Source organism: Flavobacterium sp. FlaQc-47 (assembly GCF_044006475.1).
In the GTDB taxonomy this organism is placed as follows: Bacteria; Bacteroidota; Bacteroidia; order Flavobacteriales; family Flavobacteriaceae; genus Flavobacterium.
In genome coordinates, this window is record NZ_JBIPCQ010000007.1 from 38,226 (window position 1) to 63,297 (window position 25,072).

The window sequence follows — 25,072 nt, forward strand, 5'->3', positions numbered from 1 at the left end:
TACGCATAATTTTTAAACACATAGAAACATAGAATAAAATTAAAAATTGAGAATTAAAAATTATTTTTTTTCACGCAGATCTAGCGGATTACTAAGATTTTAATTTTTTAATTCTCGATTTTTAATTAACACTAAACATAATTTATATTACTATGTGTTTAAATATTTTTCACGAAGTCCCGATAGCTATCGGGAGGCAGATCAGCAAATTTTAATTTTTAATTCTTAATTTTTAATTTTTAACTCTATAAAAATGGCAGTAAATACAAAAATAGCTCTGGTTACAGGTGGTAGCAGAGGTTTAGGAAAAAATATGGCAATCGCAATTGCAAAAAAAGGAATCGACGTTATCATTACTTACAACAGTAAAAAAGACGAGGCGGAAGCTGTTGTAAAAGAGATTGAAGCTTTAGGACAAAAAGCAGCTTCTCTCCAATTGAATGTGGCTGAATCAGGAACTTTTGATGGGTTTTTCAGCAATGTTTCAGAAGTTTTAAAAAGTACTTTTCAATCTGATAAATTGGACTTTTTAGTGAATAATGCAGGAATTGGTATTCACAATTCATTCGTTGGAACAACTGAAGCTGAATTTGATCAATTGACTAATATTCAGTTTAAAGGTCCGTTTTTCTTAACTCAAAAAGGGTTAAACATAATGAATGACGGTGGCGGAATTGTGAATATTTCTACAGGTTTGGCTCGTTTTTCATTTCCTGGTTATGCCGCTTATGCCGCTATGAAAGGCGCAATTGAAACGTTGACTAAATATCAGGCAAAAGAATTAGGAACAAGAAAAATCAGAGTGAATGTAGTGGCTCCCGGAGCGATAGAAACTGATTTTGGTGGTGGAGTTGTTCGTGATAATGAGCAAATGAACCAACAAATTGCCTCAGTAACCGCTCTAGGAAGAGTGGGTTTACCTGATGATATTGGCGGAGTTGTTGCGTTTTTATGTACCGAAGAAGCGCGTTGGGTAAATGCACAACGCATCGAAGTTTCCGGTGGAATGATGCTTTAATTAATTGGTAATTATTGATTGTTGATTAATCGCAAAGTAAAATCTGACAGGTTTTAAACCTGTCGGGTTTGCTCATAATAATTAATATCCTAAAAACAAAACCCGATAGATTTTGAATCTATCGGGTTTTTCGTTTGAAATATATTGAATTTAGTAAGTATTCTTGTTTAATCTTTTTGGATGATAACATCAAAACCGCCATTTTTATCGAACACAAGATCATAAAATTTCGAGTCTTTTTGTATTCCTACTTCATAAGTTGTTTTATTTTTATCATCAACTACAACAGCAATTTCTTTGATTGCTTTTGCAGGATAATTTTTCTTTAAGTAAGCCTGCGCTTTTGGCGGAAGTTTACTTAACGGAATCTGAGATTCAAATGCTTTTAAAACTCCCAGATTATCGTAAACCGCTAAAGCTTCACTAGTTGGATTCGTTTTGAATTTTGCTTCATACCGAATTTCATCATCATCATCACCAACATATTTAATCGTCCATTCAGGTACTTTTCCGGGATATTCTTTTTGAAAAGTATAAACAACTTTTTCATGCGGCGTTATTACTCCTGTCGGCATAATCTGTGCCATCAAAAAACTACTGTATAAAAAAGCAATACTAAATAAAAGATTTTTCATAATTCAAATTTTAAAGAACGTATTAAAAGTACTACTTTATTTTAAACAACATATCAAATTATAAAAAAATGTTAAAATAGAAGTAACATTATTTTATATTAGTCGTCTTAGATTTAACCAAACCTAAAAAAATATGAAATTCAACCTTAAAAAATTTGAAACTTCCCCACAATTTCATGCGCGTATTGCAGGAATATTATATCTCGTTATTATAATTGCCGGCTTCTTTGCTGAAACTTTTGTCAGGAATAAATTATTTGTTTCCGGAGATGCAAACGCAACTGCAAACAACATCATACATTCAGAATTTTTATGGAAAATTGGAATCACAGCAGATCTGATTATGCAAATTTGCGACCTTCCTGTAATGATTATTCTGTATTACCTTTTAAAACCTGTAAGCAGGAAACTTGCCTTATTAAATTTGTCCTTCAATTTGATACAAACTGCGGTTTTAGTGGCCAATAAATTAAATCTTTTAGCAGCGTTATTTTTCCTTGGAGATGCTGAATATCTAAAATCTTTTACGCCGGATCAGCTGCATACTTTATCTTATTTATCAATTAAACTACACGATTTTGGTTTTGGAGTTGGATTAATTTTCTTCGGTTTTGTATGTCTGATCGAAGGATATCTGATTTTTAAATCAGGTTATTTCCCTAAGGCAATTGGAGTTTTGATGGCACTTGCAGGAATATGTTACCTCACTAATAGCTTCGCACTGATTCTGGCACCTCAATTTTCAAGTATTACCTTACTCTTACCCTGTGTAATTGCAGAATTATCGCTTAGTTTATGGCTGATTTTCAAAGGAGTAAATATTCCTTTGTGGAAACAAAAATTTATATAATTTTACCCAAAATAAAACTCACCTAAATCTAAAAAAACCTGCAATAAAATAGCATTGCAGGCTTTAGTTTGAAATAATTTGAATTAGTAAGCAATCTTATTTCGAGTTTTATTTTTTTATCCGGTCGGATAATTCTCTTTTATAAGTGATCCCGACCGGTAATTTTTCATTTTTGATTATAACAAAATCCTTGTCTGTTGTTTCTATTTTATCCAGCGCTACAATGTATGATTTATGAATACGCATGAAATTTTTCTCAGGTAAGCATTTCTCAAATTCACTTGTTGTAATCGAGGCCAAGTAGGTTCTTTTTATGGTGTGCAATTTCACATAATTACCAAAACTCTGCGCAAATAAAAGCTGATCCAATTCAATATCCATAAAATAACCATCGACTTTGACACTAACGGAGTTTACTATTGCTTCTTCTGTTTTTACTTTTGCAGTTTCGGCAGCAAAAAAACGATCAATTGCTTTTAAAAACCTGGGGAAATAAATAGGTTTTAAGAGATAATCTATCACGCCATAATCATAACTTTCAAGAGCATATTCAGAATAAGCCGTTGTTAAAATCGTTTTAGGATGCGTTGGGATAATCTTTAACAATTCCATTCCTGAAATTTCCGGCATATTGATATCCAAAAACATTAAATCAACAGGATTTTCCCGAAGATAATCCATTGCTTCGATCCCATTATAACCTTGAAAAACCAACTCTAATTGCGGATTTTGTTTGATATAATTCGCCAGAACATAATGCGCCGCCGGTTCATCATCTACAATTATGCATTTTTTAGGTTCTCTCATTCTACAAACTTTTTCAATTGCAATTTCAAATCTACGATATAAGTATTCTTATCGTCCTGAATATTCAATTTATAGTCTTTTCCGTAAATTAAATTCAAACGTTCGATTGTATTTTTCAACCCGATTTTAGTCGAAATTACATCTGTTTTTTTCGTTGGTATTGAGTTTACAACGTGCAAATGCAACAATCCGTTTTCAACGGTAATAATGATTCTCACAAAACATTTTTCAATGGCGCAGGTTCCGTGTTTAAAGGCATTTTCGATAAAAGCAATTAGCAGCATCGGCGATACTTTATACGCATTTTCATTATCGATTTTAGAATCGTATGTTATTTCGCAGCGATATCCTACTCTTTCTTTTTCAAGCTGAACATAACTGTTTATAAATTCCAGTTCATCTTCAAGAGAAACACATTTTTTGTTATTACTTTCAAGCTGATAACGCATTAATTGCGAAACCTTCATAATCAAATCCGGTGTTCTGTCCGGAAATTCAAGGCTAATGCCGTAAAGCGTATTAAAGGTGTTGAACAAAAAATGAGGATTCAATTGCCCTTTTAAGGAATTCAATTGCATCTCGTTAAACAGCAAAGTTTCATCGGTTTGTTTTCTATGAATCCTGTAGAATTTAAATACAATTATTGGACTCAAAATACAAACCAAAGTTCCTAAAACACTCGCTAATTGGTACATATAACTCCTTTGATGTGAGTTTTGATACAATCTGCAATTACTGAACATATCGAGCATTGTAATCTCGTATAAAATCACAGAAAAGACAAATACGCCAAAAAGCGTTAAAAATATGTAAGTTAACGGACGTTGTGTTTTGAATAATATGGGCAAAAGAAAGAAACGGTTGAATTGAGCGTGCATGTATAAAATAAAGTAGAAAAACACGCCCATTAAAATGGAAGTAAAAGAACTAAATAACATCCAGTCATTTTTTAACGTATAAATCGTAAATGAAAAGATAACAACGGCAATTTCCTGCCACCATTTGTTATCCAATATGTTATCGAATTTTTTATTCATTTTTAAAATTTAAATAGTTTACAAAGTACGAACAAAAATTTTATTTATATTTTTAAAAAATGACGAATTCAATTGGTCATTTATTATCGCAGTACATCATTTAAGATGACAAATATCAGCGGAAGACAAATAATTTTGTTAGATAATTTCATACCACTAATTTTATGTACTTCAGAAAAATTACTTTACTAATTTTCTTGATTTTTGCCTGTGGTAGTTATGCGCAAACCTTGTCTTTAAAAGAAGCCATAAAAACAGGTTTAGAAAACTACGGTTCCATCAAAGCAAAAAGCAATTACACCAATGCGTCACGCGAGACCCTTAAACAATCGAAGCGTGACTATTTGCCCAATCTAAATTTATCGGCACAACAAGATTACGGAACCATCAACGGACAAAATGGTGCCTTGTATGGTTTTAACGGTTTAGGAACTGCTTCTTCCGGACCTGCATTACCGGATCAAAACTGGAATTCGGCTTTTGGGGCTTTGTATTTAGTCAACATGAACTGGGATTTTTTTACTTTCGGAAAAATTAAGGAAAAAATCAATTTGGCGAAAATTGATGTTCAGGCAAAAGAGAAAGATTTAAAACAGGAAGAATTCCAACAGGAAATCAAAATTTCTGCTGCATATCTGAATTTACTGGCAAGCCAAAGATTATTGATTTCGCAGCAAAAGAACTTAAGCCGTGCCGAAGTTTTTAAGAAAACAGCCGTTGCACGTGTTAAAAACGGATTATTAGCCGGAGTCGATTCTACATTGGCTACAGCCGAAGTTTCTAAAGCTAAAATCTCTTTGAATCTTGCTAAGAATTTTGTGAAGGAACAAAACAACAAATTAGTTGATTTGATGGGCGTTGCGCAACAGGATTTCGTTACAGATACTTTATTTGTAAATGAGATCCCGAAAGAAATTTTAAGAGGAACCGCAACTTCTGACAGTTTGCATCCTTTACTTCAATTTTATAAAACGAGAATTGATTACAGCAATCAGCAAACTAAATTATACAAACGTTTTTATTACCCAACAATGAGCGCCTTTGGTGTTTTGCAAACGCGTGCTTCCGGTTTTAATTCTGATTATATTACAGATCAGACTGCTTTTAGCCGAAATTATTGGGATGGCGTAAATCCGGATCGTACCAATTATTTAATCGGAATTGGAATTAGCTGGAATTTGACTACTCCTTTTAGAATGAGCAAACAAGTAAGCGCTCAAAAGTATGTTTCGCAAGGTCTACAGGAAGAATACAATCAGGCGGACAGAGAATTAAAGTCGCAATTGAAACTAGCCGACGACAAAATACAAATCACGATTGACAATTTTGCCGAAGCACCAATTCAGGTTGATGCAGCAAAACGAGCTTACTTGCAAAAATCGACTTTATACAAAAACGGCTTAACCGATTTAACCGATATTACCCAAACTTTATACACGCTGAATCGTGCCGAAATCGACCGCGATATCGTGAACAATAATGTTTGGCAATCGTTTTTGCTTAAAGTAGCCGCAACCGGCAATTTTGACTTATTTATAAATGAATTTTAATTAGATCCTAATGAATTTAATACGTTTTGCACTCCGCAAACCCATCTCCATATTAGTATTGGTTGCGGGTCTATTTTTCTTCGGAATTGGTGCCATCCAGGACATTAAGGTAGATATCCTGCCAAAAATGAACTTGCCGGTTATCTATATTGCGCATCCTTTTGGAGGTTACACTCCAGACCAGATGGAAGCTTATTTTGCTAAGACTTATGTCAACATTTTACCGTTTGCCAATGGTGTAAAATCGGTAGAAACCAAGAATATCCAGGGGTTAATGATCATGAAATTAACCTATTATGAAAACACAAATATGGCGCAGGCTGCTGCCGAATTAAGTTCACTTTCGAACAGAATTCAGGCGGCTTTTCCTCCGGGAACGCAACCGCCGTTTATTATTCGTTTTGATGCTTCGTCATTGCCCATTGGTCAATTGGTTCTGAGCAGTAAAATCAGATCAAATAATGAATTACAGGATTTAGCCAACGTTTACGTTCGTGCTTCGTTTACTTCGATTCCGGGTTTATTATCTCCGGCACCCTTTGGCGGAAGCCCAAGAACTATTGAGGTTAACGTTGATCCTGATTTATTGCGTTCACATAGTATGACGCCCGATCAGGTTGTTGAAGCGATTCGTATCAACAATCAAACGGCTCCATCAGGAAATGTTAGAATTGGCGATAAAAATTATATTACGCCAACAAATAATACGATTAAGGAAGTTAAGGATTTCGAGAAAATCCCGTTGTTTAAAGGAAGCGTTCAAAACTTAACCTTAGGCGATGTGGCAACCCTAAAAGATGGTGCAGATATTACGGCGGGTTATGCATTGGTAAACGGAAAACGTTCGGTTTATATTAGTATTGCAAAAGCCGGAGATGCTTCGACCTGGGATGTGGTTCAGAAATTAAAAGCTGAGCTTCCTAAAATACAAAGTACATTACCCGAAGATGTAAAATTATCCTATGAATTTGACCAGTCAGTTTATGTAATTAACTCCGTAAAAAGTTTAATTACCGAAGGAATTATCGGAGCAGTTTTAACCGGATTAATGGTATTGCTTTTCCTTGGAGACAAACGTGCGGCTTTGATCGTAATCTTAACGATTCCTATTTCGATTATTTCAGGAGTTTTATTCTTAAAATTATTCGGGCAAACGATCAACTTAATGTCATTAAGCGGATTAGCGCTTGCAATTGGAATTCTAGTAGATGAAAGTACGGTAACGATCGAAAATATTCACCAGCATCTTGATATGGGAAAACCAAAGGCACTCGCAATTTGGGATGCCTGTCAGGAAATTGCATTGCCTAAATTATTGATTTTGCTTTGTATTCTGGCGGTTTTTGCTCCCGCATTTACAATGGTTGGTATTCCGGGAGCGTTGTTTTTGCCTTTAGCATTGGCAATTGGTTTTTCAATGGTCATTTCGTTTTTATTATCTCAGACTTTCGTTCCAGTAATGGCGAACTGGCTGATGAAAGCACATCCTAAACACGATCACGATACTACTATTACAGATGATGAAGCTGAGTTTAACGATAGCGGCATAACGCCGGAATCTGAAAGAGACCTTATCACTCAGAAAAAAGGATACGTTCAAAAAGAAGATACAAATAATAACGGAAAAATTGGTGCTTTTGAGCGTTTCAAAATCCGTTTTATGAGAACTTTAGATCGATTATTTCCTTATAAAAGAGCAACTGCTTTGATATATTTGGTTGGGATCACGCTTTTGGCAGTTCTCTTTCTTAATTTCATTGGTAAAGATGTTTTCCCGAAAGTAAATTCAAGTCAGTTTCAATTAAGAATGCGCGCTCCGGACGGAACCCGTCTTGAACGTACTGAAGAAAAAGCAATCATTGTTTTGAAAGAATTGCAAAAAATGGTTGGGAAAGAACACATCGGGATTTCATCTGTATATGTGGGGCAACACCCGTCGTTATTCTCGATTAACCCTATTTATTTGTTCATGGCAGGTTCGCATGAAGCCGTATTTCAGGTAAGTTTAAAGGAATATCATGTTGATATGGATGAGTTTAAGGACGACCTTAGAGCCCGACTTAAAAAAGTACTTCCGGATGTAAAAGTTTCTTTTGAACCTATTGAACTTACAGATAAGGTTTTGAGCCAAGGTTCTCCTACTCCAATTGAAGTTCGAATTGCCGGAAAAGATAAAAAACGAAATGAATTATATGCGAATCAAATTGTTGAGAAACTAAAGAAATTCTCTTATTTCAGAGATGTTCAAATTGGTCAGCCTATTCATTATCCGGCAATGAATATTGATATCGACAGAACGCGTGCAGCTGAGTTAGGCGTTGACATGAACGATATATCACGATCATTAGTTGCATCGACTTCATCATCACGATACACAGAGAAAAACACCTGGGTCGATGAAAGAGCAGGATTATCATACAACGTTCAGGTTCAGGTGCCGCTGAATCAAATGAAAAGCAAAACCGATATTGGAGAAATTCCAGTATTAAAAAATTCGCTTCGTCCGGTTTTAAGTGACGTTGCTAAAATTACACCCGGATTTGTAAGTGGTGAAAATGACAATTTAGGGGCTATGCCATACATTACCGTTACAGCAAACATTAGCCAGACTGATTTAGGTACGGCAGTAAAAGATGTCGATGCAACAATCATTTCGTTGGGAGAATTACCTAGGGGGTTATTCATCAGTCCAATCGGAATGAGTAAGGTATTGGTCGAAACATTAAGCAGTTTACAAGTAGGATTATTGGTTGCCATATTTGTAATCTTCTTAATGTTAGCCGCTAATTTTCAATCCTTCAAAGTATCGTTAGTAATTTTAACCACAGTTCCTGCCGTAGTTTTAGGTGCATTATTAATGCTTACCATTACAGGTTCTACGCTAAATTTACAATCGTATATGGGAATCATTATGTCGGTTGGGGTTTCGATCGCAAATGCCGTTTTATTGGTTACAAATGCGGAACAATTGCGTAAAAAGAACGGAAACGCCCTAGAATCTGCTCGTGAAGCTGCGTCGTTGCGTCTTCGTCCTATTATCATGACATCTGTGGCGATGATTGCGGGAATGTTACCTATGGCAATTGGTCATGGCGAAGGTGGCGATCAGGTTTCTCCGTTAGGTAGAGCCGTAATTGGCGGATTATTATTCTCCACTTTTGCAGTATTGCTTATCTTGCCGTTAATTTTTGCATGGGCACAAGAAAAAACAACAACACAATCTGTTTCTTTAGATCCTGAAGACGAAGAAAGCATCCATTATATCTCATCATTAAATAAGTCTAAAGTTTGAAAGTCATAAAGCTAAAAGTCCCACGTGGTGAAAATACTTTTTTATACTTTTATCCTTTTGCTGATTTATTCAATAAGACATTACATAATATTCTATCATATAAAATCATAAAATGAAGACTAAAATATTACAATCGAGCGCGCTGATTTTTGCAGCACTATTTTTCCTGAACAGCTGTAATTCTAAGAAAGAAGAAGCTCCTGTTGCAGAAATTGAACCTAAAACCGAAACTATTTCTTTAGAAAAAGAAAAACTAACGACAGAATTGCGTTTACCGGCTGAATTAACCGGTTTTCAACAAGTAGATTTATACGCTAAAGTAAGCAGTTTTGTAAAATTGCTAAAAGTAGATATTGGTACAAAAGTAAAAAAAGGACAACTTTTGATTGTTCTTGAAGCACCGGAAATCAGTTCTCAACTGGCTGCTGCCGAATCAAGACTGAAATCAATGGAAGCGATTTATGCTACTACAAAAAGTACCTACAACCGTTTGTATGAAACAAGCAAAGTCGAAGGAACAATTTCTAAAAATGATCTGGAAATGGCAAACGGAAAGAAAAACTCTGATTACGCACAATATCAAGCCGCAGTTGCAGCCCACAAAGAAGTGTCGATTATGAGAGGTTATCTAGAAATTCGTGCTCCTTTTGACGGAGTGGTAGCAGCAAGAAACGTCAATTTAGGAACATTTGTAGGTCCGGCAGGAAAAGGGTCTGATTTGCCTTTATTAACCATCCAGCAACAAGATAAATTGCGTCTGGCGGTTTCGGTTCCTGAATTGTACACCGGATATTTACACAATGGCGATGAAATGACTTTTAACGTAAAATCATTACCGGAAAATTTTAAAGCAACAATTACCAGAATGTCCGGCGCTTTAGATCTAAAATTGCGTTCTGAACGTGTCGAAATGGACGTTCACAATACTAAAAACAATTTATTACCCGGAATGGTTGCCGAAGTTTTGTTACCGCTTAACGCGAAAGACAGCACTTTTGTAATTCCAAAATCGGCATTGGTAAGTTCTGCCGAAGGATTGTATGTAATTAAAGTAGTTAATAAAAAAGCAACCAGAGTTACCGTGAAAAAAGGTAGGGAAATCGACGATAAAATTGAAATCTTCGGAGATTTAAACCTGAAAGATAAACTGGTAAAAATTGCCAGCGAAGAAACTAAGGAAGGCGATATCATAAACGAATAACCTGCGTTTAGTCTTCATTTTTAGTGATTACCAAAAACTGTACGCTTAATGCGGCATTTTAAAATCTAATTTTAGAATGTGAATTAAATTTACCTGAAAGGACGATACTTGATATAGTGTCGTCCTTTTTTTATTTTTAGTTTCGCAGAGATTCACAAAATAACGTGGAGATTCGCTGAGTTTTAATTTTATGCTTGTGAATTAATCTCGCAAAGTATTCTCCTTTTTGTCATTCCGAGGAACGAGGAATCTCACTAGAAGCTCGACAAAGATTTGTGAATCACTATGCGAATGATGGATTAAAATCCATCCCTACAATATGATCCGTTCCTCCGGAACTCTTTATAAAATTCCAAAGGAATGATTTATTTTGTAGCAAGGTGCCGATGCTTCGGGATTAATCCCTTGAATCGCAAAGTAACCCCAATATTGTCATTTCGACGCAGGAGAAATCTTCGCAAGTAACTCGACAAAGATTGGCGATTTTGCATGCGGAGTTAGTTTCGAGGATTTCTCGTTCCTCGAAATGACAGGGTTTCTGGTTATATTTTTTATAAAATTCCCTGAAGTTGAATTGCCTCCAGCTTCAGCTGGAGATTTAAAGATTGTCCTTATTAAGGCTTTAGCCAAATGTGCATTTTTGGCTAAAGCCGATTTTCTTTGCTTAATTATGACCTCCAGCTAAAGCTGGAGGCAATTCAAAAAAACTCTGGGATGTTTTAAAATGTATGTTATTGAAGTTTTTTTGGAGCTATTTCCTGCTATCATTCCAATCTTTTTTATTGTGAAAAAAAATAAAAAAATACGATTATGGAAATCCGTAAAAAACAATCATAAAACCGGTTTACTTTTCCGAAAAATTTAAATAATATAATTATGGGAACAACCGTAGGGAATGTATTTATATCTTATGATATTAATAAGTTACATTCATCAGTTAAAGCAGCTTTGGAAAACTTAGGTTATTATGACTATTTCAAAATTGAAAATGATCCAAAAAAGTATCTTTTACCAAACACAACATTTTGGCATCCAACAAAATCATCTGATCAAGCTATGAGTAATTTAAAATCCGTTTGTAGAAATTTACAGGTTACACTCGAAAAAGCGGTTACAGTTAAAGCTACAGAATTTGTAGGGATGTAAATTTTTTGCAAAGAATTTTTAAAGATTTCCTTTAATAGCTATTTCCTGCTATTATTCCAATCTTTTTTATTACAAAAAAAATAAAAAGGATTTTCCTTATTATTGCTAGGGATTTTGTATTTCTACAATAAACAGGTAAAAGTACGTGGTTGTTTAAAATGGTAAAGTTATATTTTTGACAAAAATATTTACAAAAAGAAATCACTATTCAAGATAATTACTATTAATAAAATATAACAAAGTAAATAATCAGTTCAGAAAAAAAACACAATATGGTAATATCATTTATTAATATGAAAGGCGGAGTTGGTAAAACAACAACCGTAGTAGAAGTAGCAACGATCTTAGTTAAAGAGCATAAAAAATCAGTACTTATTATAGACATGGATCCTCAAACTAATGCAACATTTTCCCTTATGGGCATTAAAGAATGGGAGAAAATTAAAGATAATGCTACAATCGCTGATGTTTTAGGCATGAATAAAGGATTTTCATCACGTGATAAAGAATATGACATTAATAATGCAATTGTAGAAAATGTTTGCAACATTGAAGGACTTGATCTTATACCTTCACATATTGAACTAACATTTTTAGATCTTGATTTGAGTGGTCAAGCAGGAAGAGAAATTATTCTACAAAATCAATTAAAAAAATGTGCTAAAAAATATGATTTTATTCTCATAGATTGTCCTCCAAACCTAACTTTAGCACCTCAAAATGCATTAATTGTCAGTAACTACATAATTGTACCCGTAGTACCAGAATTTTTCCCTTCGATTGGCTTACCTTTACTAGTCAATAGAATAGAACAGTTAAAAAAACGATTACCTAACTGTAATGTTGAAATTTTAGGTGTAGTTTTTACAAAAGTAAAACGAACGACAAATAACCATATTGAAAGAATGGATAGTGTGAGGCGAACATGTGAAGAATTGAAAATAGAAACTTTTCAAACTGTCATTCCTGAAACCGTTAAAATTAGTGAAGCTGCAACTCGAAACAAACCAGCCTACATTGTTAATCCTGGCACCGACGGAGTAAATTCATACATGAATTTAGTTAATGAACTATTACTTTTATTAGAAGATTAAAAAAATGTTAGATATATATATACAAAATTTAGAAAATATTATGAAAGATCTTTCGATGTTCGAAAAGAAGGGTCTAGACACATCTTCATTGAGACTCTTCGTGAAAAATTTAAAAACTTTCCAGAAATTACAACAAATTGAAGAAAGTCGATATGGTCAACAATTATCGTTTGATGAAAAGTTATCTATTATAAAAACTTTTTTAGAGGACAAGAAAGCCTTCCCTACTATTAAAAATGTAATTGAGTTTGCCAATAATGAATTATCATTAAGCTTCATTGATCAAAAAGAATCTCGCGATATTACCATCAGGAGAATATTATCTAGAATTGAAGAAACACCCGAATTGAAAGAAAAAGTTAAAAAAGCAGTAATAAATATACGAAATCAGACATCACATAAAAATGCTTACAAATCAAAACGAGAAATGGAGAGTGCAGTTAGCTTTTCAAAGTGGGCAGAAATCCTAAGAAATCTATGAGAGAAAAAATTATAATTCAAGCAAAGGAAGACTTAAATTTGTATTTTCAGGACTTTAAAACTTTTTGGGACTCATCTATATCCGAAATTTCCGATGATGACTTACACACAACTTATCGTGCTACTCTTGTATTTAAAAATTGGAAACTTTCATTAAATCATTTAGGAATTAAAGATTTAGACTTACTCTTTGATGAATTATTTGAAGATATAAATGCTTCATATTTCCTCGCTCTCTTAGGCTCATATCGATCTGCACATATGCATATGCGAAGTAGTATTGAACTTGCATTACAATTGCTATATTTTCTTCATCACCCAATAGAATATGAATTGTGGAAAAAGGGCAATTTTGTAATCAAATTTGATAAATTACAAGACTATTTTAGCACTCATCCAAAATTTAAAACTGACATTACAAATTTGTTAGTAAATATTTTTAAAAATTGGAAAAATTTTTCTAAACATATACATGGAGAATCACCCATTTTTTTTCAATGTGAAAAAGATATCAGAAAAACTAATACTTTCTCAAAAAGAGATTTTGGCATATGGAAAAGTAATTTTGAAAAAAATGTTTACTATTTAAATAAATTCTTTTTATTATTTTTTAAAGATGAATTTAATCGCTTTCCCGAAACAAGTAGAAATATTTTAACTAGTCTTTTAAAAGACAACGAAAAGACGATAATGAATGAGTAATTAAAAATATTACTAAAAATAATCCCCCGCTAGCGCGAGCGTCCCGCTCGTGAACGCAAAGAATTGAACAAAACAAAAAACCTCGACTTTTAAAATCGAGGTTTTTACATTATTTAATCATTCTAAGGAAATCTTACTCCACATCCAAATAAGGATTCAAAACTTCAGCTAATTCATTGAGCCAATAAAAGCTGTTTTGCAATCCGCGCCCAGAAAGTAACTCAACTTAGATTAAGAAAGTAGCTATGTCTTCTCGTTGTGAGCACGGATTGCAATCCCACTTATCTGTATTTCTTATAATTCCACCGCTAAAAGCTCTTTACCTAAAGCATGTAAAGCGTTTTCAATTTTTGCACGTTGCTCTAATCTTGGATTTCTAAGTCCAGAAGCGTAATGTTGTATTTGTTTTTGATTTATACCCGTAATTCGTTCCAATGCAGAGTTTGTAAATATTCCTTTGTAATAACTTAATAAACTAGCCGTGTCAAATTTATAAACTAGCTCATACTCTCTTTCCAAAAAATCTGGCTTATTAGCTGAATTTAAATCTTTAAGTGTTTCAATGCAGTCTAATATATCTTGTTTGCATTCTTGTACAGTATCTCCACCACCAACAATTGCTTTTTCATTTTCTGCATATCCCCAAAAACCATCTTCATTCCTTTCGATAATTATTCTAATTGTTTTCATATTTCTATTTATTTGGAGAAATTAAAGTCCCATTTCTTTTCTTAATTTTTGTTCTAAGCCTTTTCCTATTTCCTTTGATCCATGGTTAGGTATTACAACTTGTTTACCTGCTTTTTCATATATCTCATGGCTTCCTTTACCCTGCCTTAAAAATGTCCATCCGTTTCGTAAAGCTTCTCTAATAAATTCTCTTGACTTCATTTATATATTTTACAAAGATAGTAAAAATACTATCATTATTATGCCTTTAATTTTTAAGATAATATAACTCATTCATAAAAGTAGGAAATTATTTATATTAATTAATGCCGTTATAGTTTTACTAGAAATAAATCTGTTATAAAAAATTGAAATATATTCAAAACAAAAAACCTCGACTTTTAAAATCGAGGTTTTTACATTATTTAATCATTCTAAAGAAATTTTACTCCACATCCAAATAAGGATTCAAAACCTCAGCTAATTCATTCAGCCAATAAAAGCTGTTTTGCAAATTGTCAATTTCGTTTTGTAGCGTTTCATGTTGCCTTAAAGCTCCTAAAGCAAGAACATAATTTACTTGCCTGATTGCTTTTGCCATCCCTTTTGGGTCAATTGTGTTGTTGAAAAAATTCATAAGCCTAGTTTCGGCTTCTGTTGAAAGAGTTTTTGTACTCATAATCTCTAAAATTTAAGAATAAGTAATCCTGTATTTTAGTGATTTAATGTCCATAAAGACATTTACGGTCGTTTCCGATACCGCACACATAATGCAAGATAAGATTTAAAATAGTTATACTTCATGTTCGTAATTTTAGGAAGACAAATATAAGAAAAATCTTTCTTGTATTGGTTTTTTCTTTCAATTATTAGTACTTTTTTCTTAAATATGAAATCAAAAATAATTAACATAAAAACTAGATTTGTAATAATAAATTCTTTCTGATAAAACCAATTGCCCTAGCCCCGATGGAAGTGAAAATCCTTTTGTGCCGGGGTTCGGCACAAAAGATTGAAGCGGACAGCGGGAATAGCTCCTAATTAAAAATTAAATTCAAACTACAAAAAAATGCAAGACCAAAATTGATCTTGCATTTTTTGCAATTTGATAAATCTAAATAAAAATATCTTTTTACACTGTCTGGCGCTCGTGTTTTCCTTCTTTAATTTCTTCCACCATTTTTTTATTAAAAGCGGGCAAATCATTCGGGTTTCGGCTGGTTACTAATCCGTTGTCTACAACTACTTCTGAGTCTTCCCATTGTGCTCCGGCATTTTTCAAATCGTTTTTAACAGAGAAAAACGAAGTTACTTTTCGACCTTGCAAAACATCAGCATCTACCAGAATCTGAGGACCATGACAAATAGCCGCTACTGGTTTTTTACTTTCAAAAAAAGAACGTACAAAATTTACTGCAGCCTCTTCTCTTCTCAATAAATCAGGGTTTATTACTCCTCCAGGAAGAACCAAAGCATCATAATCGGCTTCATTTGCCTGATCTAATACTACATCAACATTATATTCCTTGCTCCAGTTACCATCTTTCCAGGATTTGATAGTTCCAGATTTCAAGCTAATGATATCTGCATTCCAGCCTTGCTCTTCAAGATAGGCTTTAGGCGATGATAATTCTGATTCTTCAAAACCGTCTGTGGCTAATATTGCTATATTCTTTTTCATAATTTTAAGTATTAAAACGTTATTAATTTTGATTTTTATTAAAATTAGTAATTTCAGACAGCCCGCAAAAACAGACCGTGTTAAACCTTTCTTTAAAAAAAGTTAATTAACTGAAGTTCAAATTATTATTAAAAATTAAATAGAAATTATATAAGATTCATGTCAATTGGATTATTATTTTATAGGATGAAGTTTAGGAAATAAGTTGCTCCCTTAAATGAAAATAGTTATACTTTTACTATCGTAAATGTCCCTCCGGATCTTGAACGCAAAGAATAGCAAACAATTAATTAACATGAAAAAAATAAACGTAATCATTCTAATTACAATTTTAATAACTATTTGTGGTTTTGGATTACGCGGAAAAATATCGGGTGAAAAGTTTGATTCTGAAAAATGGAAAACTGCAGATTTAGCTTCAGAAAACAATTGGTCATTACGCTGGGATATGATGAATAGTTTGCGAAACAATAATAACTTAATTGGAATGTCTAAAATTAAAGTCATTAATCTATTAGGAAAACCAGACGAAAGTTTTACAACAGAAAATACTTTTAGATATTATTTAGGTTATTCTCATACAGGAATTAATACAGGTTCGTTAGTTGTAACATTTTGTAATGGAATTGTATCTGAAATAAGTGTCTTGCAAGGATAACGGATTAAAGTATTCAAAATAAAATGTTACTTCACATAAAAGTTGCTCTCTTAAAAAAATAAATCTCTCATGAAAACCAACTCCCCTAGCCCTGATGGGAGGGAAAATCCTTTTTCTTGCTGCTGCCAGCAAGAAAAAGATTTGGAAGGACAGCAGGAATAGCTTCTAATTAAAAATCAAATTCCAAATTTTTTAAATTGCTTCGCCTATAGCTATCGCTCGGGTAAAATGGCAAAACCTATGTTTAAATTTTGTTTTCATAACCCTTCGACTCATTTAGGATGACAATTGAGCTGTTCTTTTCCTACAACATTCAATTTTAACAGCAATTACCATAATTAATTGCTATTTTTGATTCTCTCAAAAAAGATTCATCAGGCAATTTCAGCTTTCGTAAATTCCACTTCCTGATCAAGTCAAAACAATAATTATAAAATAGATTTTTAAGTATGAATGTGCTGCTCATTGAGGATGATAAACGCATTAGCGAATTTATTATTAAAGGTTTAGAAGAAAACAATTTCACGGTGCATCTTGCTGAAACGGGCGAAATTGCCCGGGATCTTGTGCAAAATGATACTTGGGATATTATCCTGATGGATATTATGCTTCCGGGAATTGATGGAATTCAGCTTACTAAATTAATGCGCTTCAAGAAAATCCATACGCCTATTTTAATGCTTAGCGCACTCAGCGATACAGATGATAAAGTAAACGCGCTGGATTCCGGTGCAGATGATTATTTGGTTAAACCGTTTCATTTCAAGGAATTGATTTCGAGAGTAAATGCATTAACACGCAGAACAAAATTTAATTATGACAATGAAGAAACCTTATACACATTAGGAAGTTTGACCATAAATCCTGAAGAACATAAGGTTACAGAAAATGATGCTTTGATCGATTTATCGCCACGGGAATATAAATTATTATTGTATTTGCTCGAAAACCGAAATAAAGTAATGTCAAGAACGCAGATTTTAAATGCCGTTTGGGGCATTAATTATGATAATAATACGAATGTTGTCGATGTTTATATTTCGTACTTGAGAAACAAAATCGAGCAAAACCATAAATTTATCCATACCATAAAAGGTACGGGATATATGCTGAAGGAATAGTTATGAAAATACGCAACAGGTTTACCCTAATATCGTCGTTTACTTTTAGCATTGTATTTGTGATTGCTTCTATTATCACGTATTTTTCATTTTACAGTTATTCTGAAAAAATAATTTATAACGAACTTCAAAAAACGTGTTTGCTTACGGGTATTTTCTATCTTGAAAAAGATGAATTACCGCAAAATCAGCATTTGATTATTGGTCAGCAATTCAGGGAAAATTCACTTGAAATTATCACGCGCGTTTACAACGCTAAAAATCAGATTGTTTATGGAGACAAAGCGACTGATGAAAATATAAATTATGAAAAACTTGATTACATCAGGAAAAACAGAAAGCTGAATTTTAAATCGAACCATCATTTTTATTTCGGAAGCTTTTATCATGACAATCAGGGTGATTTTGTGGTTTTTGTCAAAAAAAACGATCAGGAATTTAAAACCATTACAAACCGTTTATTGATCATTATGATTTTGGTTTTAATTAGCGGATTAGTTATTATATATATTGTAAGCCGTTTGCTTTCCAATCTGGCGTATAGTCCGATAAAAAACATTATCAATCAGGTAAACGAAATCGAAGCTTCGTCGCTCGATCGCCATATTGTTTCGCCCAATACAAAAGATGATATTCAGGAATTGATAGAAACGTATAATAATTTATTCAAGCGGCTTTCTGATACTTTTATTATCCAGAAAAACTTTATCAATTATGTTTCGCATGAATTCAAAACGCCTTTAACCGCTATTTCAGGAAACCTTGAAGTATTTGCGCAAAAAGACAGAACCAGTGCCGAATACAAGGAAATGTCTGAAAAAGTATTGGAGAATGTGTATCAGATTGAAGATACAATGAATACGCTTATGATGCTTTCGGGTTTGAGAGGCAATACTGATCTCAACGAAATTTTCAGGGTTGACGAGCTGGTTTGGGATATTAACGATCAATTGCCAAATGTGCATCAATTAAAAGATGGGCAAATACAAATTGCGCTTGAAATCGTAAACGACAAATTACTTTCGATAAAAGGAAACAGCAACGAAATTAAAATTGCCTTATACAACATTATAGAAAATGCCGTGAAATACTCTAACGGAAATCCCATAAAAATAAGTCTCTTGCAAAAAGACAATCAGCTTAAAATTATAATTGCAGATCATGGAACCGGAATTAGCGAAGAGGATTTAAAATTCATCAAACAAACCTTTTACAGAGGCAAAAATGTCAATGATATAAAAGGCAGCGGCGTTGGACTTTCATTGGCGAACATTATCTTCAAACAAAATAATATTGATTTTAATATCGCTTCAAAAAAAGACGAAGGAACAACGGTAACGTTATTGTTTCCGCCACTTTAATATGTTTTCTAATCGTTTTCTAATGTTGCTCTAACCGCTTTATAACATACCTCAAATTACTGCTTAATATGTCGCCCATAGCTTTGCAACATATTAAAACAACATAATTTGAAACGTATAATCTTAACCCTTCTCGTTATTGTATCACACAAAGGTGTGGCACAAACCGCTGCAATAAACGATACAATTGTTCTTTCCAGAACTCAGGCTGAGGCTTTATTTCTGGACAAGAATATTTCTCTTATTTCTGAAAAACTTAATATTGACATTGCTGATGCACAAGTGATTCAGGCAAAATTATGGCCAAATCCTACGCTTACTATTGGTGAAATCAATCTTTGGCATAACGCTACGGCATCGGAAGTTCCGGTTTTGTGGGGAAATTTTGGAAAAACATCCCAGGTTACCGCTGATCTTGAACAATTGATTCAGACCGCCGGAAAACGAAAAAAGATGATCGCCATGGAAAAAGTGGGTGTTGATGTTGCCAAGGAATACTTTAAAACCTTTTTGCGCAACCTGAAAATTGAGTTTAGAGAAAATCTTACTGAACTGCAATATACTCAGGCTCAGGAAGCCGTTTACAAAAAACAGCTTTCATCAATGCAAACCATGCTTAAAGGTTATAGTAATCAGGTTGCGCAGGGAAATATTGGCAAAGGCGAATATATCAGGCTTAAAGCATCTGAACTGCAGTTTTTAAAAGAAATCGCTGATTTACGCAAAGAAAATAATTCATTACAAAAGGAATCGAAAGTCCTGATGAATCTTCCTGCATCTCAATTTATCAAACTTACAGAGGAAGGGTTTGTACCTAATAATAAAAATATAGAAAATATCAATGTAGGAAATCTAATGGCTTCGGCAGTAGAAAACCGACCTGATATGAAAGTCATTAAACTTGGTAATGATTACAACGATAATAAATACAAATACGAAAAGGCAATGAGAACGCCTGACGTTACTCTTGGAGTTAGCTATGACCGTGGCGCCAGTACGATGAACGATTTTGTTGGGATCGGTTTTGCTCTGGATCTTCCTTTTTTCAGCAGAAATCAAGGAAATATAAAAGCTGCAAAAATAGCTATCGACCAGGGTAAATTATTAACCGAAGAAAAAACAATCAGCGTACAAGCGGAAGTTTTACAAGCGTATGAAGATTTACTGGTGACTAAAAATTTATATGAAAGTATTGATGCCAATTACGAAGCAGATCTGGATAAACTTCTGGAAAGCTACCGCAAAAACTTCCTGCAAAGAAACACCAGCATGTTAGAATATCTTGATTTTGTTGATGCTTACTTAGACAACAAATCAATCCTGCTGAATGCTAAAAAAGACCTGAATAAAAACCTCGAAGAACTGCGCTATATCGCCGGTGAGGAAATCAACTAATTCCCGCAAACGGAAACTGCAATAATTATCTAAAAATAAAAACAATGAAAAAATATATTTTACTCCCAATACTTGGTTTAATGCTCGTTTACGGATGTGGCAAAAAGGAAGAAGTTAAGGAAACAAAAGAGGAAAAATTTTGTATTGATAAAGACTTAAAAGAAAAAATCACGATTGAACAGGTTCAAAAACGTGCCGTTACAGAATCTATAAATCTTACCGGAAACATCACTTACAACGGTGATCACGTAGTTCAGTTTAATAGTCTTGTTGAAGGAATTATTACTAAAACTACTTTCTCATTAGGTGATTATGTAAAAAAAGGACAAATTTTGGCAGAGATTAAAAGTACGGAATTAAATAGCATGCAATCTGAAAGTAAATCGTTTCAATCTCAAATTGCAGTTGCACAACGTAATCTGCAATCGACTAAATCAATGTTTGACGATGGAATTTCGTCTCAAAAAGATTTAATGCAGGCACAAAGCGAACTCGATGTTTTAAAATCTTCTCTTGAAAATGTACGCGCCAATCTTGCCATGTTCAGCGCTAGCAGCGAAAGATCAGTTTTCCAGATAAAAGCCCCGACAGAAGGTTATATCGTAGCCAAAAATATTAGTCCGGGAATGCAGATTACAGAAGGAAGCGAACCTCTTTTTACCATTTCTGACTTAAAAGAAATCTGGGTATTAGTAAATGTATATACCAGTAATTTAAAAAACGTAACCGAAAATATGTTGGTAGACGTAACAACTCCAGCTTATCCGGGTGAAATTTTTAAAGGAAAAATCACATCGCTTGCCAAAGTATTTGATGCTGATGAACATGTCTTGAAAGCCAGAATCGTGATGGAAAACAGAAACTTAAAATTAAAACCGGGAATGACTGCCGATATCGTAATCGATAAAAGTAAAGGCGGCGAAATGTTAGTGGCTGTTCCTGCAAAAGCAGTCATTTTTGATAATAATCGTGACCATATTTTGATTTACAAAGATGATTGCACGATTGAAACCAGAGAAATTAATCCAACAATAAAAAATAACAACTGGGTTTATTTTGATAAAGGAGTTAATGAAGGCGAAATGGTGATTACCAAAAATCAGCTGTTAATTCACGAAAGACTAAAAAACTAATTATCCCTAAAAACGGATAAACACCATACAAGACATGAAAAAATTTGTACAAGGTCTAGTGGCTTTCTCATTAAAAAACTCGCTCATCGTTTTTTTCCTGACAGCCGTATTACTAGTCGCCGGTATAGTTAGCTATATCCATACGCCCATAGAAGCTTTTCCCGATGTAACGAATACCAGAGCCAGAATTATTACGCAATGGCCGGGAAGAAGTGCCGAGGAAGTAGAGAAATTCATCACTCTTCCTATTTCAAAACAGATGAATACGATCCCTAAAAAAGCCGAAGTACGTTCTATTTCGCTTTTTGGATTATCAGTTGTAACGGTATTATTTGATGATGATGTAGAGGATTTCTACGCGCAGCAATACGCCTCAAATCGTCTTAGCGGATTGGATCTTCCTGAAGGAGCCGATGCAGAAATTGAACCGCCATCCGGAGCAACAGGCGAAATATTCAGATATATCATCAAAAGTGATTTGCCAATTAAGGAAATAAAAGCCATTCAGGATTGGGTAATCGAACGAGAACTAATTTCGGTTCCCGGAGTCGCTGACGTAGTAAGTTTTGGTGGAGAGGAAAAAAACTTCGAAATTAAAATTAATCCAACACAACTGGAAAATTACAATTTATCTGCTCTCGATGTTTACGAAGCAGTTTCAAAAAGTAATGTCAATGTTGGCGGAGACGTTATTCAGCGTGGCGATCAGGCTTATGTCGTACGTGGTGTAGGTTTGATTAATAAAGTCGAAGATATTGGGAATATTTTAATAGAAACCAAAGGTTCATCGCCAATATTAGTAAAACACGTAGCCGAAGTTTCGATTTCGGCAAAGCCAAGATTAGGACAAGTAGGTTTAGATGGTGATGATGATGTTGTTGAAGGTATTGTAGTAATGTTACGTGGCGAAAATCCGGGTGAAGTAATCAAAAGACTGAAAGATCGTTTGACCGAACTTAATGAAAGAGTACTACCTGATAATGTAAAAATTGTTCCGTTCATCGATCGTACTAAATTGGTCGATACAACTGTAAAAACGGTAACAAAAAACCTTGTCGAAGGGATTTTATTGGTATCCTTAATTGTATTTATTTTTCTTTATAACTGGAGAACATCGTTGATTGTGGCATCTGTGATTCCGCTTTCGTTTTTGTTTGCCATTATAATGTTGAGAATTCAGGGATTACCCGCGAACTTGATTTCGATGGGAGCTTTAGATTTTGGATTATTACTTGAAGGAACATTGGTTATTGTTGAACAGGTTTTTGTATCGCTCGAAAAGAAAGCTCATAAAGTGGGAATGGAACGCTTTAACAGCATGAGTAAAATGGGACTGATCAAGAAAAGTGTGGGCAGCGTTGCTACATATATTTTCTTTGCCCTGATTATCTTAATTGTGGCGTTAATGCCGATTTTCTCTTTCACTAAAGTGGAAGGAAAAATGTTCTCTCCCCTGGCCTTTACGTTAAGTTATGCGCTACTAGGATCGTTGATTTTATCTCTTACCTATGTTCCGGCAATGTGTAAAGTGATGTTGACTAAAAACATTGTTGAAAAAGAAAATATGATCTCCCGTTTTTTCAGAGTCAATCTGTTTAAACTATTTCAATGGAGTACACGTCACCGTAAAGCAACAATATACGCTTTCTTAGCTTTGCTTGCCGTTTGTTGTGCCAAGTTTGCTTTTTATGGTTCAGAATTTATTCCGAAATTGAATGAAGGTGCCATTTACGTAAGAGCAACTTTACCAAACAGTATTAATCTTGATGAAGCTGTGAGGCTTACGAAAGAAATGAAAGGCAAAATAAGAAAGTTTGAAGAAGTAAAATTTGTCCTGACACAAACCGGACGACCAAATGACGGAACTGATCCAACCGGTTTTTTTAATATCGAATTACATATCGAATTAAAACATCAGGACGAATGGAAACGAAACATAAGCAAAGAAGAACTGATTGCCGAAATAAAAAAAGAACTCGATGTCTATCCCGGAATTGGTTTTGGTTTTAGTCAGCCAATACAGGATAATGTCGAGGAATATGTTGCCGGAGTAAAAAGTCCGCTTGTAATTAAAATTTTCGGAAATGATCTTTTTCAATTGGAAGCAATGGCTAAAAAAGTAGCCAAATCTATAAAAGATGTCAAAGGAATTGAAGACATCAACGTCTATAAAAACATTGGTTTACCCGAATTAAGAATTCAGCTTGACGACGAAAAAATGGCACGTTACGCGATTACAACCGCCGATGCGCAAGCCGTAATCCGAATGACCATTGGAGGACAAGCTGCAACGAAGTTTTATGATGATGAAAAGATTTTTGATATCACATTGCGTTTCGAAAAAGAATATCGTGACTCAAAAGAAAAAATCGAAGATATTCTAATTCCAACAATGAACGGTAAAAAAGTTCCGTTAAAGGAAATTGCAACCGTTGAGTATAAAACGGGACCAACATTCATTTACCGTGAAGGAAACAGTCGTTACATTGCCGTAGGATTTAGTATTGAAGGACGAGATTTAGGAAGTACTATTGATGAAGCTCAGAAAAAAGTAGCTGCAGAAGTAAAACTTCCTAAAGAAAATGTAATGAAATGGGCAGGAGAATTTGAAAGCAAAGAAAGAGCTTCTAAACAACTGGCGATGATTGTTCCCGTTGTATTGATTTTGATTTTATGTCTGTTATATTTCAACTTTGGTAATTTTAAAGATACTTTAGTTGCCATTAGCGCAATGCCTTATGCCTTTATTGGTGGTTTCTTATCGCTTTGGGTTACAGGAACCGTGTTTGGAATATCGGCAGGAATTGGTTTTATCATTCTGTTTGGAGTCAGTGCGATTGACAGTATTGTCCTTATAGGAATGATTCGGGAAAATATGCGCGCCGGAATGCATTTAAAAGATGCCATTTCAAACGGAATCTACAGCAGAATTCGTCCTATTGTAATGATCGCCCTAATGGGATCTCTGGGATTATTGCCCGCAGCATTATCAACCGGAATGGGCTCTGAAGTTCAAAAACCATTAGCCATCATGATTGTTGGCGGATTGATAACCTGTATGATTTTATCCTTAACAGTATTGCCTCAGGTATTTTATCTGGTATATCGCAAAAAGGATCTCAGTAATAAAGAATCTTAATATCCTACTATAAATTAAATTTGAAAGCACCTTTAGACGTCATGTTTAAAGGTGTTTTTTTGATTATCACTAAATCATAAAAAGAGTAAATTGCTACGAATAA

At 34.0% G+C, this 25,072-nt stretch carries 22 protein-coding genes; 15 read left to right on the forward strand and 7 right to left on the reverse strand.

Annotated features, from left to right (window positions below; genetic code table 11):
- Window positions 1–253 precede the first annotated feature (253 nt).
- A complete protein-coding gene (locus tag ACHRVX_RS19725; RefSeq protein ID WP_395335383.1) occupies window positions 254–1,018 on the forward strand; it encodes an SDR family oxidoreductase in 765 nt (254 codons plus the stop codon).
- 167 nt (window positions 1,019–1,185) lie between these two features.
- Here ACHRVX_RS19725 and ACHRVX_RS19730 read toward each other — a convergent pair whose 3' ends face one another.
- On the reverse strand, window positions 1,186–1,653 hold the full coding sequence (locus ACHRVX_RS19730) for a hypothetical protein (protein WP_395335385.1): 468 nt from the start codon (window positions 1,651–1,653) through the stop codon (window positions 1,186–1,188).
- A 133-nt stretch (window positions 1,654–1,786) separates the two neighbouring features.
- On the opposite strand from ACHRVX_RS19730, the gene ACHRVX_RS19735 reads away from it, so the two are divergent.
- Complete coding sequence (locus ACHRVX_RS19735) at window positions 1,787–2,503, forward strand: DUF4386 domain-containing protein (RefSeq protein WP_395335387.1); 717 nt, start codon at window positions 1,787–1,789, stop codon at window positions 2,501–2,503.
- Window positions 2,504–2,611: 108 nt separating this feature from the next.
- Here ACHRVX_RS19735 and ACHRVX_RS19740 read toward each other — a convergent pair whose 3' ends face one another.
- Window positions 2,612–3,310: a LytR/AlgR family response regulator transcription factor gene (locus ACHRVX_RS19740; protein ID WP_395335389.1), complete on the reverse strand. Its 699-nt coding sequence runs from the start codon at window positions 3,308–3,310 to the stop codon at window positions 2,612–2,614.
- Window positions 3,307–4,347, reverse strand: a complete 1,041-nt coding sequence (locus tag ACHRVX_RS19745) for a sensor histidine kinase (protein ID WP_395335391.1) — start codon at window positions 4,345–4,347, stop codon at window positions 3,307–3,309. The genes ACHRVX_RS19740 and ACHRVX_RS19745 overlap by 4 nt, the downstream gene beginning before the upstream one ends.
- 164 nt (window positions 4,348–4,511) lie before the next feature.
- On the opposite strand from ACHRVX_RS19745, the gene ACHRVX_RS19750 reads away from it, so the two are divergent.
- The 7 genes from ACHRVX_RS19750 (at window position 4,512) to ACHRVX_RS19780 (ending at window position 13,812) form a co-directional block, all read left to right on the forward strand.
- A complete protein-coding gene (locus tag ACHRVX_RS19750; RefSeq protein ID WP_395335393.1) occupies window positions 4,512–5,897 on the forward strand; it encodes a TolC family protein in 1,386 nt (461 codons plus the stop codon).
- Window positions 5,898–5,907: 10 nt separating this feature from the next.
- Window positions 5,908–9,189, forward strand: coding sequence for an efflux RND transporter permease subunit (locus ACHRVX_RS19755; protein ID WP_395335395.1), 3,282 nt, complete (start codon window positions 5,908–5,910; stop codon window positions 9,187–9,189).
- 112 nt (window positions 9,190–9,301) lie between these two features.
- Window positions 9,302–10,390: an efflux RND transporter periplasmic adaptor subunit gene (locus tag ACHRVX_RS19760; protein WP_395335397.1), complete on the forward strand. Its 1,089-nt coding sequence runs from the start codon at window positions 9,302–9,304 to the stop codon at window positions 10,388–10,390.
- Between the two features lie 876 nt (window positions 10,391–11,266).
- Window positions 11,267–11,536 carry a hypothetical protein gene (locus ACHRVX_RS19765; protein WP_395335399.1) on the forward strand — a complete coding sequence of 90 codons (270 nt, stop codon included), beginning with the start codon at window positions 11,267–11,269 and terminating at the stop codon, window positions 11,534–11,536.
- Between the two features lie 272 nt (window positions 11,537–11,808).
- Window positions 11,809–12,630: a ParA family protein gene (locus ACHRVX_RS19770; protein WP_395335401.1), complete on the forward strand. Its 822-nt coding sequence runs from the start codon at window positions 11,809–11,811 to the stop codon at window positions 12,628–12,630.
- A gap of 4 nt (window positions 12,631–12,634) precedes the next feature.
- On the forward strand, window positions 12,635–13,111 hold the full coding sequence (locus tag ACHRVX_RS19775) for a hypothetical protein (protein ID WP_395335403.1): 477 nt from the start codon (window positions 12,635–12,637) through the stop codon (window positions 13,109–13,111).
- The gene (locus ACHRVX_RS19780; protein ID WP_395335405.1) at window positions 13,108–13,812 is read left to right on the forward strand and encodes a hypothetical protein; all 705 of its coding nucleotides are present in this window, start codon (window positions 13,108–13,110) and stop codon (window positions 13,810–13,812) included. The genes ACHRVX_RS19775 and ACHRVX_RS19780 overlap by 4 nt, the downstream gene beginning before the upstream one ends.
- Before the next feature lie 294 nt (window positions 13,813–14,106).
- Here the strand turns inward: ACHRVX_RS19780 and ACHRVX_RS19785 are convergent, their stop codons facing one another.
- From ACHRVX_RS19785 to ACHRVX_RS19800, 4 genes are all read right to left on the reverse strand, one after another.
- Window positions 14,107–14,502, reverse strand: coding sequence for a type II toxin-antitoxin system HicB family antitoxin (locus ACHRVX_RS19785; protein ID WP_395335407.1), 396 nt, complete (start codon window positions 14,500–14,502; stop codon window positions 14,107–14,109).
- 21 nt (window positions 14,503–14,523) lie between these two features.
- Window positions 14,524–14,703, reverse strand: coding sequence for a type II toxin-antitoxin system HicA family toxin (locus ACHRVX_RS19790; protein ID WP_395335409.1), 180 nt, complete (start codon window positions 14,701–14,703; stop codon window positions 14,524–14,526).
- Window positions 14,704–14,926: 223 nt separating this feature from the next.
- A complete protein-coding gene (locus ACHRVX_RS19795) occupies window positions 14,927–15,160 on the reverse strand; it encodes a hypothetical protein (RefSeq protein ID WP_395335411.1) in 234 nt (77 codons plus the stop codon).
- 453 nt (window positions 15,161–15,613) lie between these two features.
- A complete protein-coding gene (locus ACHRVX_RS19800; RefSeq protein ID WP_395335413.1) occupies window positions 15,614–16,162 on the reverse strand; it encodes a type 1 glutamine amidotransferase domain-containing protein in 549 nt (182 codons plus the stop codon).
- A 295-nt stretch (window positions 16,163–16,457) separates the two neighbouring features.
- On the opposite strand from ACHRVX_RS19800, the gene ACHRVX_RS19805 reads away from it, so the two are divergent.
- The 6 genes from ACHRVX_RS19805 (at window position 16,458) to ACHRVX_RS19830 (ending at window position 24,969) form a co-directional block, all read left to right on the forward strand.
- Window positions 16,458–16,820, forward strand: coding sequence for a hypothetical protein (locus ACHRVX_RS19805; RefSeq protein ID WP_395335415.1), 363 nt, complete (start codon window positions 16,458–16,460; stop codon window positions 16,818–16,820).
- Between the two features lie 449 nt (window positions 16,821–17,269).
- A complete protein-coding gene (locus ACHRVX_RS19810; protein WP_395335417.1) occupies window positions 17,270–17,941 on the forward strand; it encodes a response regulator transcription factor in 672 nt (223 codons plus the stop codon).
- Window positions 17,942–17,943: 2 nt separating this feature from the next.
- Window positions 17,944–19,302, forward strand: a complete 1,359-nt coding sequence (locus ACHRVX_RS19815; RefSeq protein WP_395335419.1) for a sensor histidine kinase — start codon at window positions 17,944–17,946, stop codon at window positions 19,300–19,302.
- 108 nt (window positions 19,303–19,410) lie between these two features.
- Window positions 19,411–20,697: a TolC family protein gene (locus tag ACHRVX_RS19820; RefSeq protein WP_395335421.1), complete on the forward strand. Its 1,287-nt coding sequence runs from the start codon at window positions 19,411–19,413 to the stop codon at window positions 20,695–20,697.
- Between the two features lie 44 nt (window positions 20,698–20,741).
- Window positions 20,742–21,830 (forward strand): efflux RND transporter periplasmic adaptor subunit, encoded by a 1,089-nt coding sequence (locus ACHRVX_RS19825; RefSeq protein ID WP_395335423.1) that lies wholly within the window; start codon window positions 20,742–20,744, stop codon window positions 21,828–21,830.
- A 34-nt stretch (window positions 21,831–21,864) separates the two neighbouring features.
- Window positions 21,865–24,969, forward strand: coding sequence for an efflux RND transporter permease subunit (locus tag ACHRVX_RS19830; RefSeq protein ID WP_395335425.1), 3,105 nt, complete (start codon window positions 21,865–21,867; stop codon window positions 24,967–24,969).
- Window positions 24,970–25,072: the final 103 nt, after the last annotated feature.

Bases quoted from the DNA above. Each gene is read 5' to 3' on its own strand.
- ACHRVX_RS19750 (WP_395335393.1), top strand. From the start codon at position 4,512: ATGTACTTCAGAAAAATTACTTTACTAATTTTCTTGATTTTTGCCTGT.
- ACHRVX_RS19725 (WP_395335383.1), top strand. From the start codon at position 254: ATGGCAGTAAATACAAAAATAGCTCTGGTTACAGGTGGTAGCAGAGGT.
- ACHRVX_RS19765 (WP_395335399.1), top strand. From the start codon at position 11,267: ATGGGAACAACCGTAGGGAATGTATTTATATCTTATGATATTAATAAG.
- ACHRVX_RS19775 (WP_395335403.1), top strand. From the start codon at position 12,635: ATGTTAGATATATATATACAAAATTTAGAAAATATTATGAAAGATCTT.
- ACHRVX_RS19790 (WP_395335409.1), bottom strand. From the start codon at position 14,703: ATGAAGTCAAGAGAATTTATTAGAGAAGCTTTACGAAACGGATGGACA.
- ACHRVX_RS19780 (WP_395335405.1), top strand. From the start codon at position 13,108: ATGAGAGAAAAAATTATAATTCAAGCAAAGGAAGACTTAAATTTGTAT.
- ACHRVX_RS19770 (WP_395335401.1), top strand. From the start codon at position 11,809: ATGGTAATATCATTTATTAATATGAAAGGCGGAGTTGGTAAAACAACA.
- ACHRVX_RS19815 (WP_395335419.1), top strand. From the start codon at position 17,944: ATGAAAATACGCAACAGGTTTACCCTAATATCGTCGTTTACTTTTAGC.
- ACHRVX_RS19800 (WP_395335413.1), bottom strand. From the start codon at position 16,162: ATGAAAAAGAATATAGCAATATTAGCCACAGACGGTTTTGAAGAATCA.
- ACHRVX_RS19785 (WP_395335407.1), bottom strand. From the start codon at position 14,502: ATGAAAACAATTAGAATAATTATCGAAAGGAATGAAGATGGTTTTTGG.
- ACHRVX_RS19795 (WP_395335411.1), bottom strand. From the start codon at position 15,160: ATGAGTACAAAAACTCTTTCAACAGAAGCCGAAACTAGGCTTATGAAT.
- ACHRVX_RS19745 (WP_395335391.1), bottom strand. From the start codon at position 4,347: ATGAATAAAAAATTCGATAACATATTGGATAACAAATGGTGGCAGGAA.
- ACHRVX_RS19755 (WP_395335395.1), top strand. From the start codon at position 5,908: ATGAATTTAATACGTTTTGCACTCCGCAAACCCATCTCCATATTAGTA.
- ACHRVX_RS19825 (WP_395335423.1), top strand. From the start codon at position 20,742: ATGAAAAAATATATTTTACTCCCAATACTTGGTTTAATGCTCGTTTAC.
- ACHRVX_RS19760 (WP_395335397.1), top strand. From the start codon at position 9,302: ATGAAGACTAAAATATTACAATCGAGCGCGCTGATTTTTGCAGCACTA.
- ACHRVX_RS19735 (WP_395335387.1), top strand. From the start codon at position 1,787: ATGAAATTCAACCTTAAAAAATTTGAAACTTCCCCACAATTTCATGCG.
- ACHRVX_RS19805 (WP_395335415.1), top strand. From the start codon at position 16,458: ATGAAAAAAATAAACGTAATCATTCTAATTACAATTTTAATAACTATT.
- ACHRVX_RS19810 (WP_395335417.1), top strand. From the start codon at position 17,270: ATGAATGTGCTGCTCATTGAGGATGATAAACGCATTAGCGAATTTATT.
- ACHRVX_RS19730 (WP_395335385.1), bottom strand. From the start codon at position 1,653: ATGAAAAATCTTTTATTTAGTATTGCTTTTTTATACAGTAGTTTTTTG.
- ACHRVX_RS19830 (WP_395335425.1), top strand. From the start codon at position 21,865: ATGAAAAAATTTGTACAAGGTCTAGTGGCTTTCTCATTAAAAAACTCG.
- ACHRVX_RS19740 (WP_395335389.1), bottom strand. From the start codon at position 3,310: ATGAGAGAACCTAAAAAATGCATAATTGTAGATGATGAACCGGCGGCG.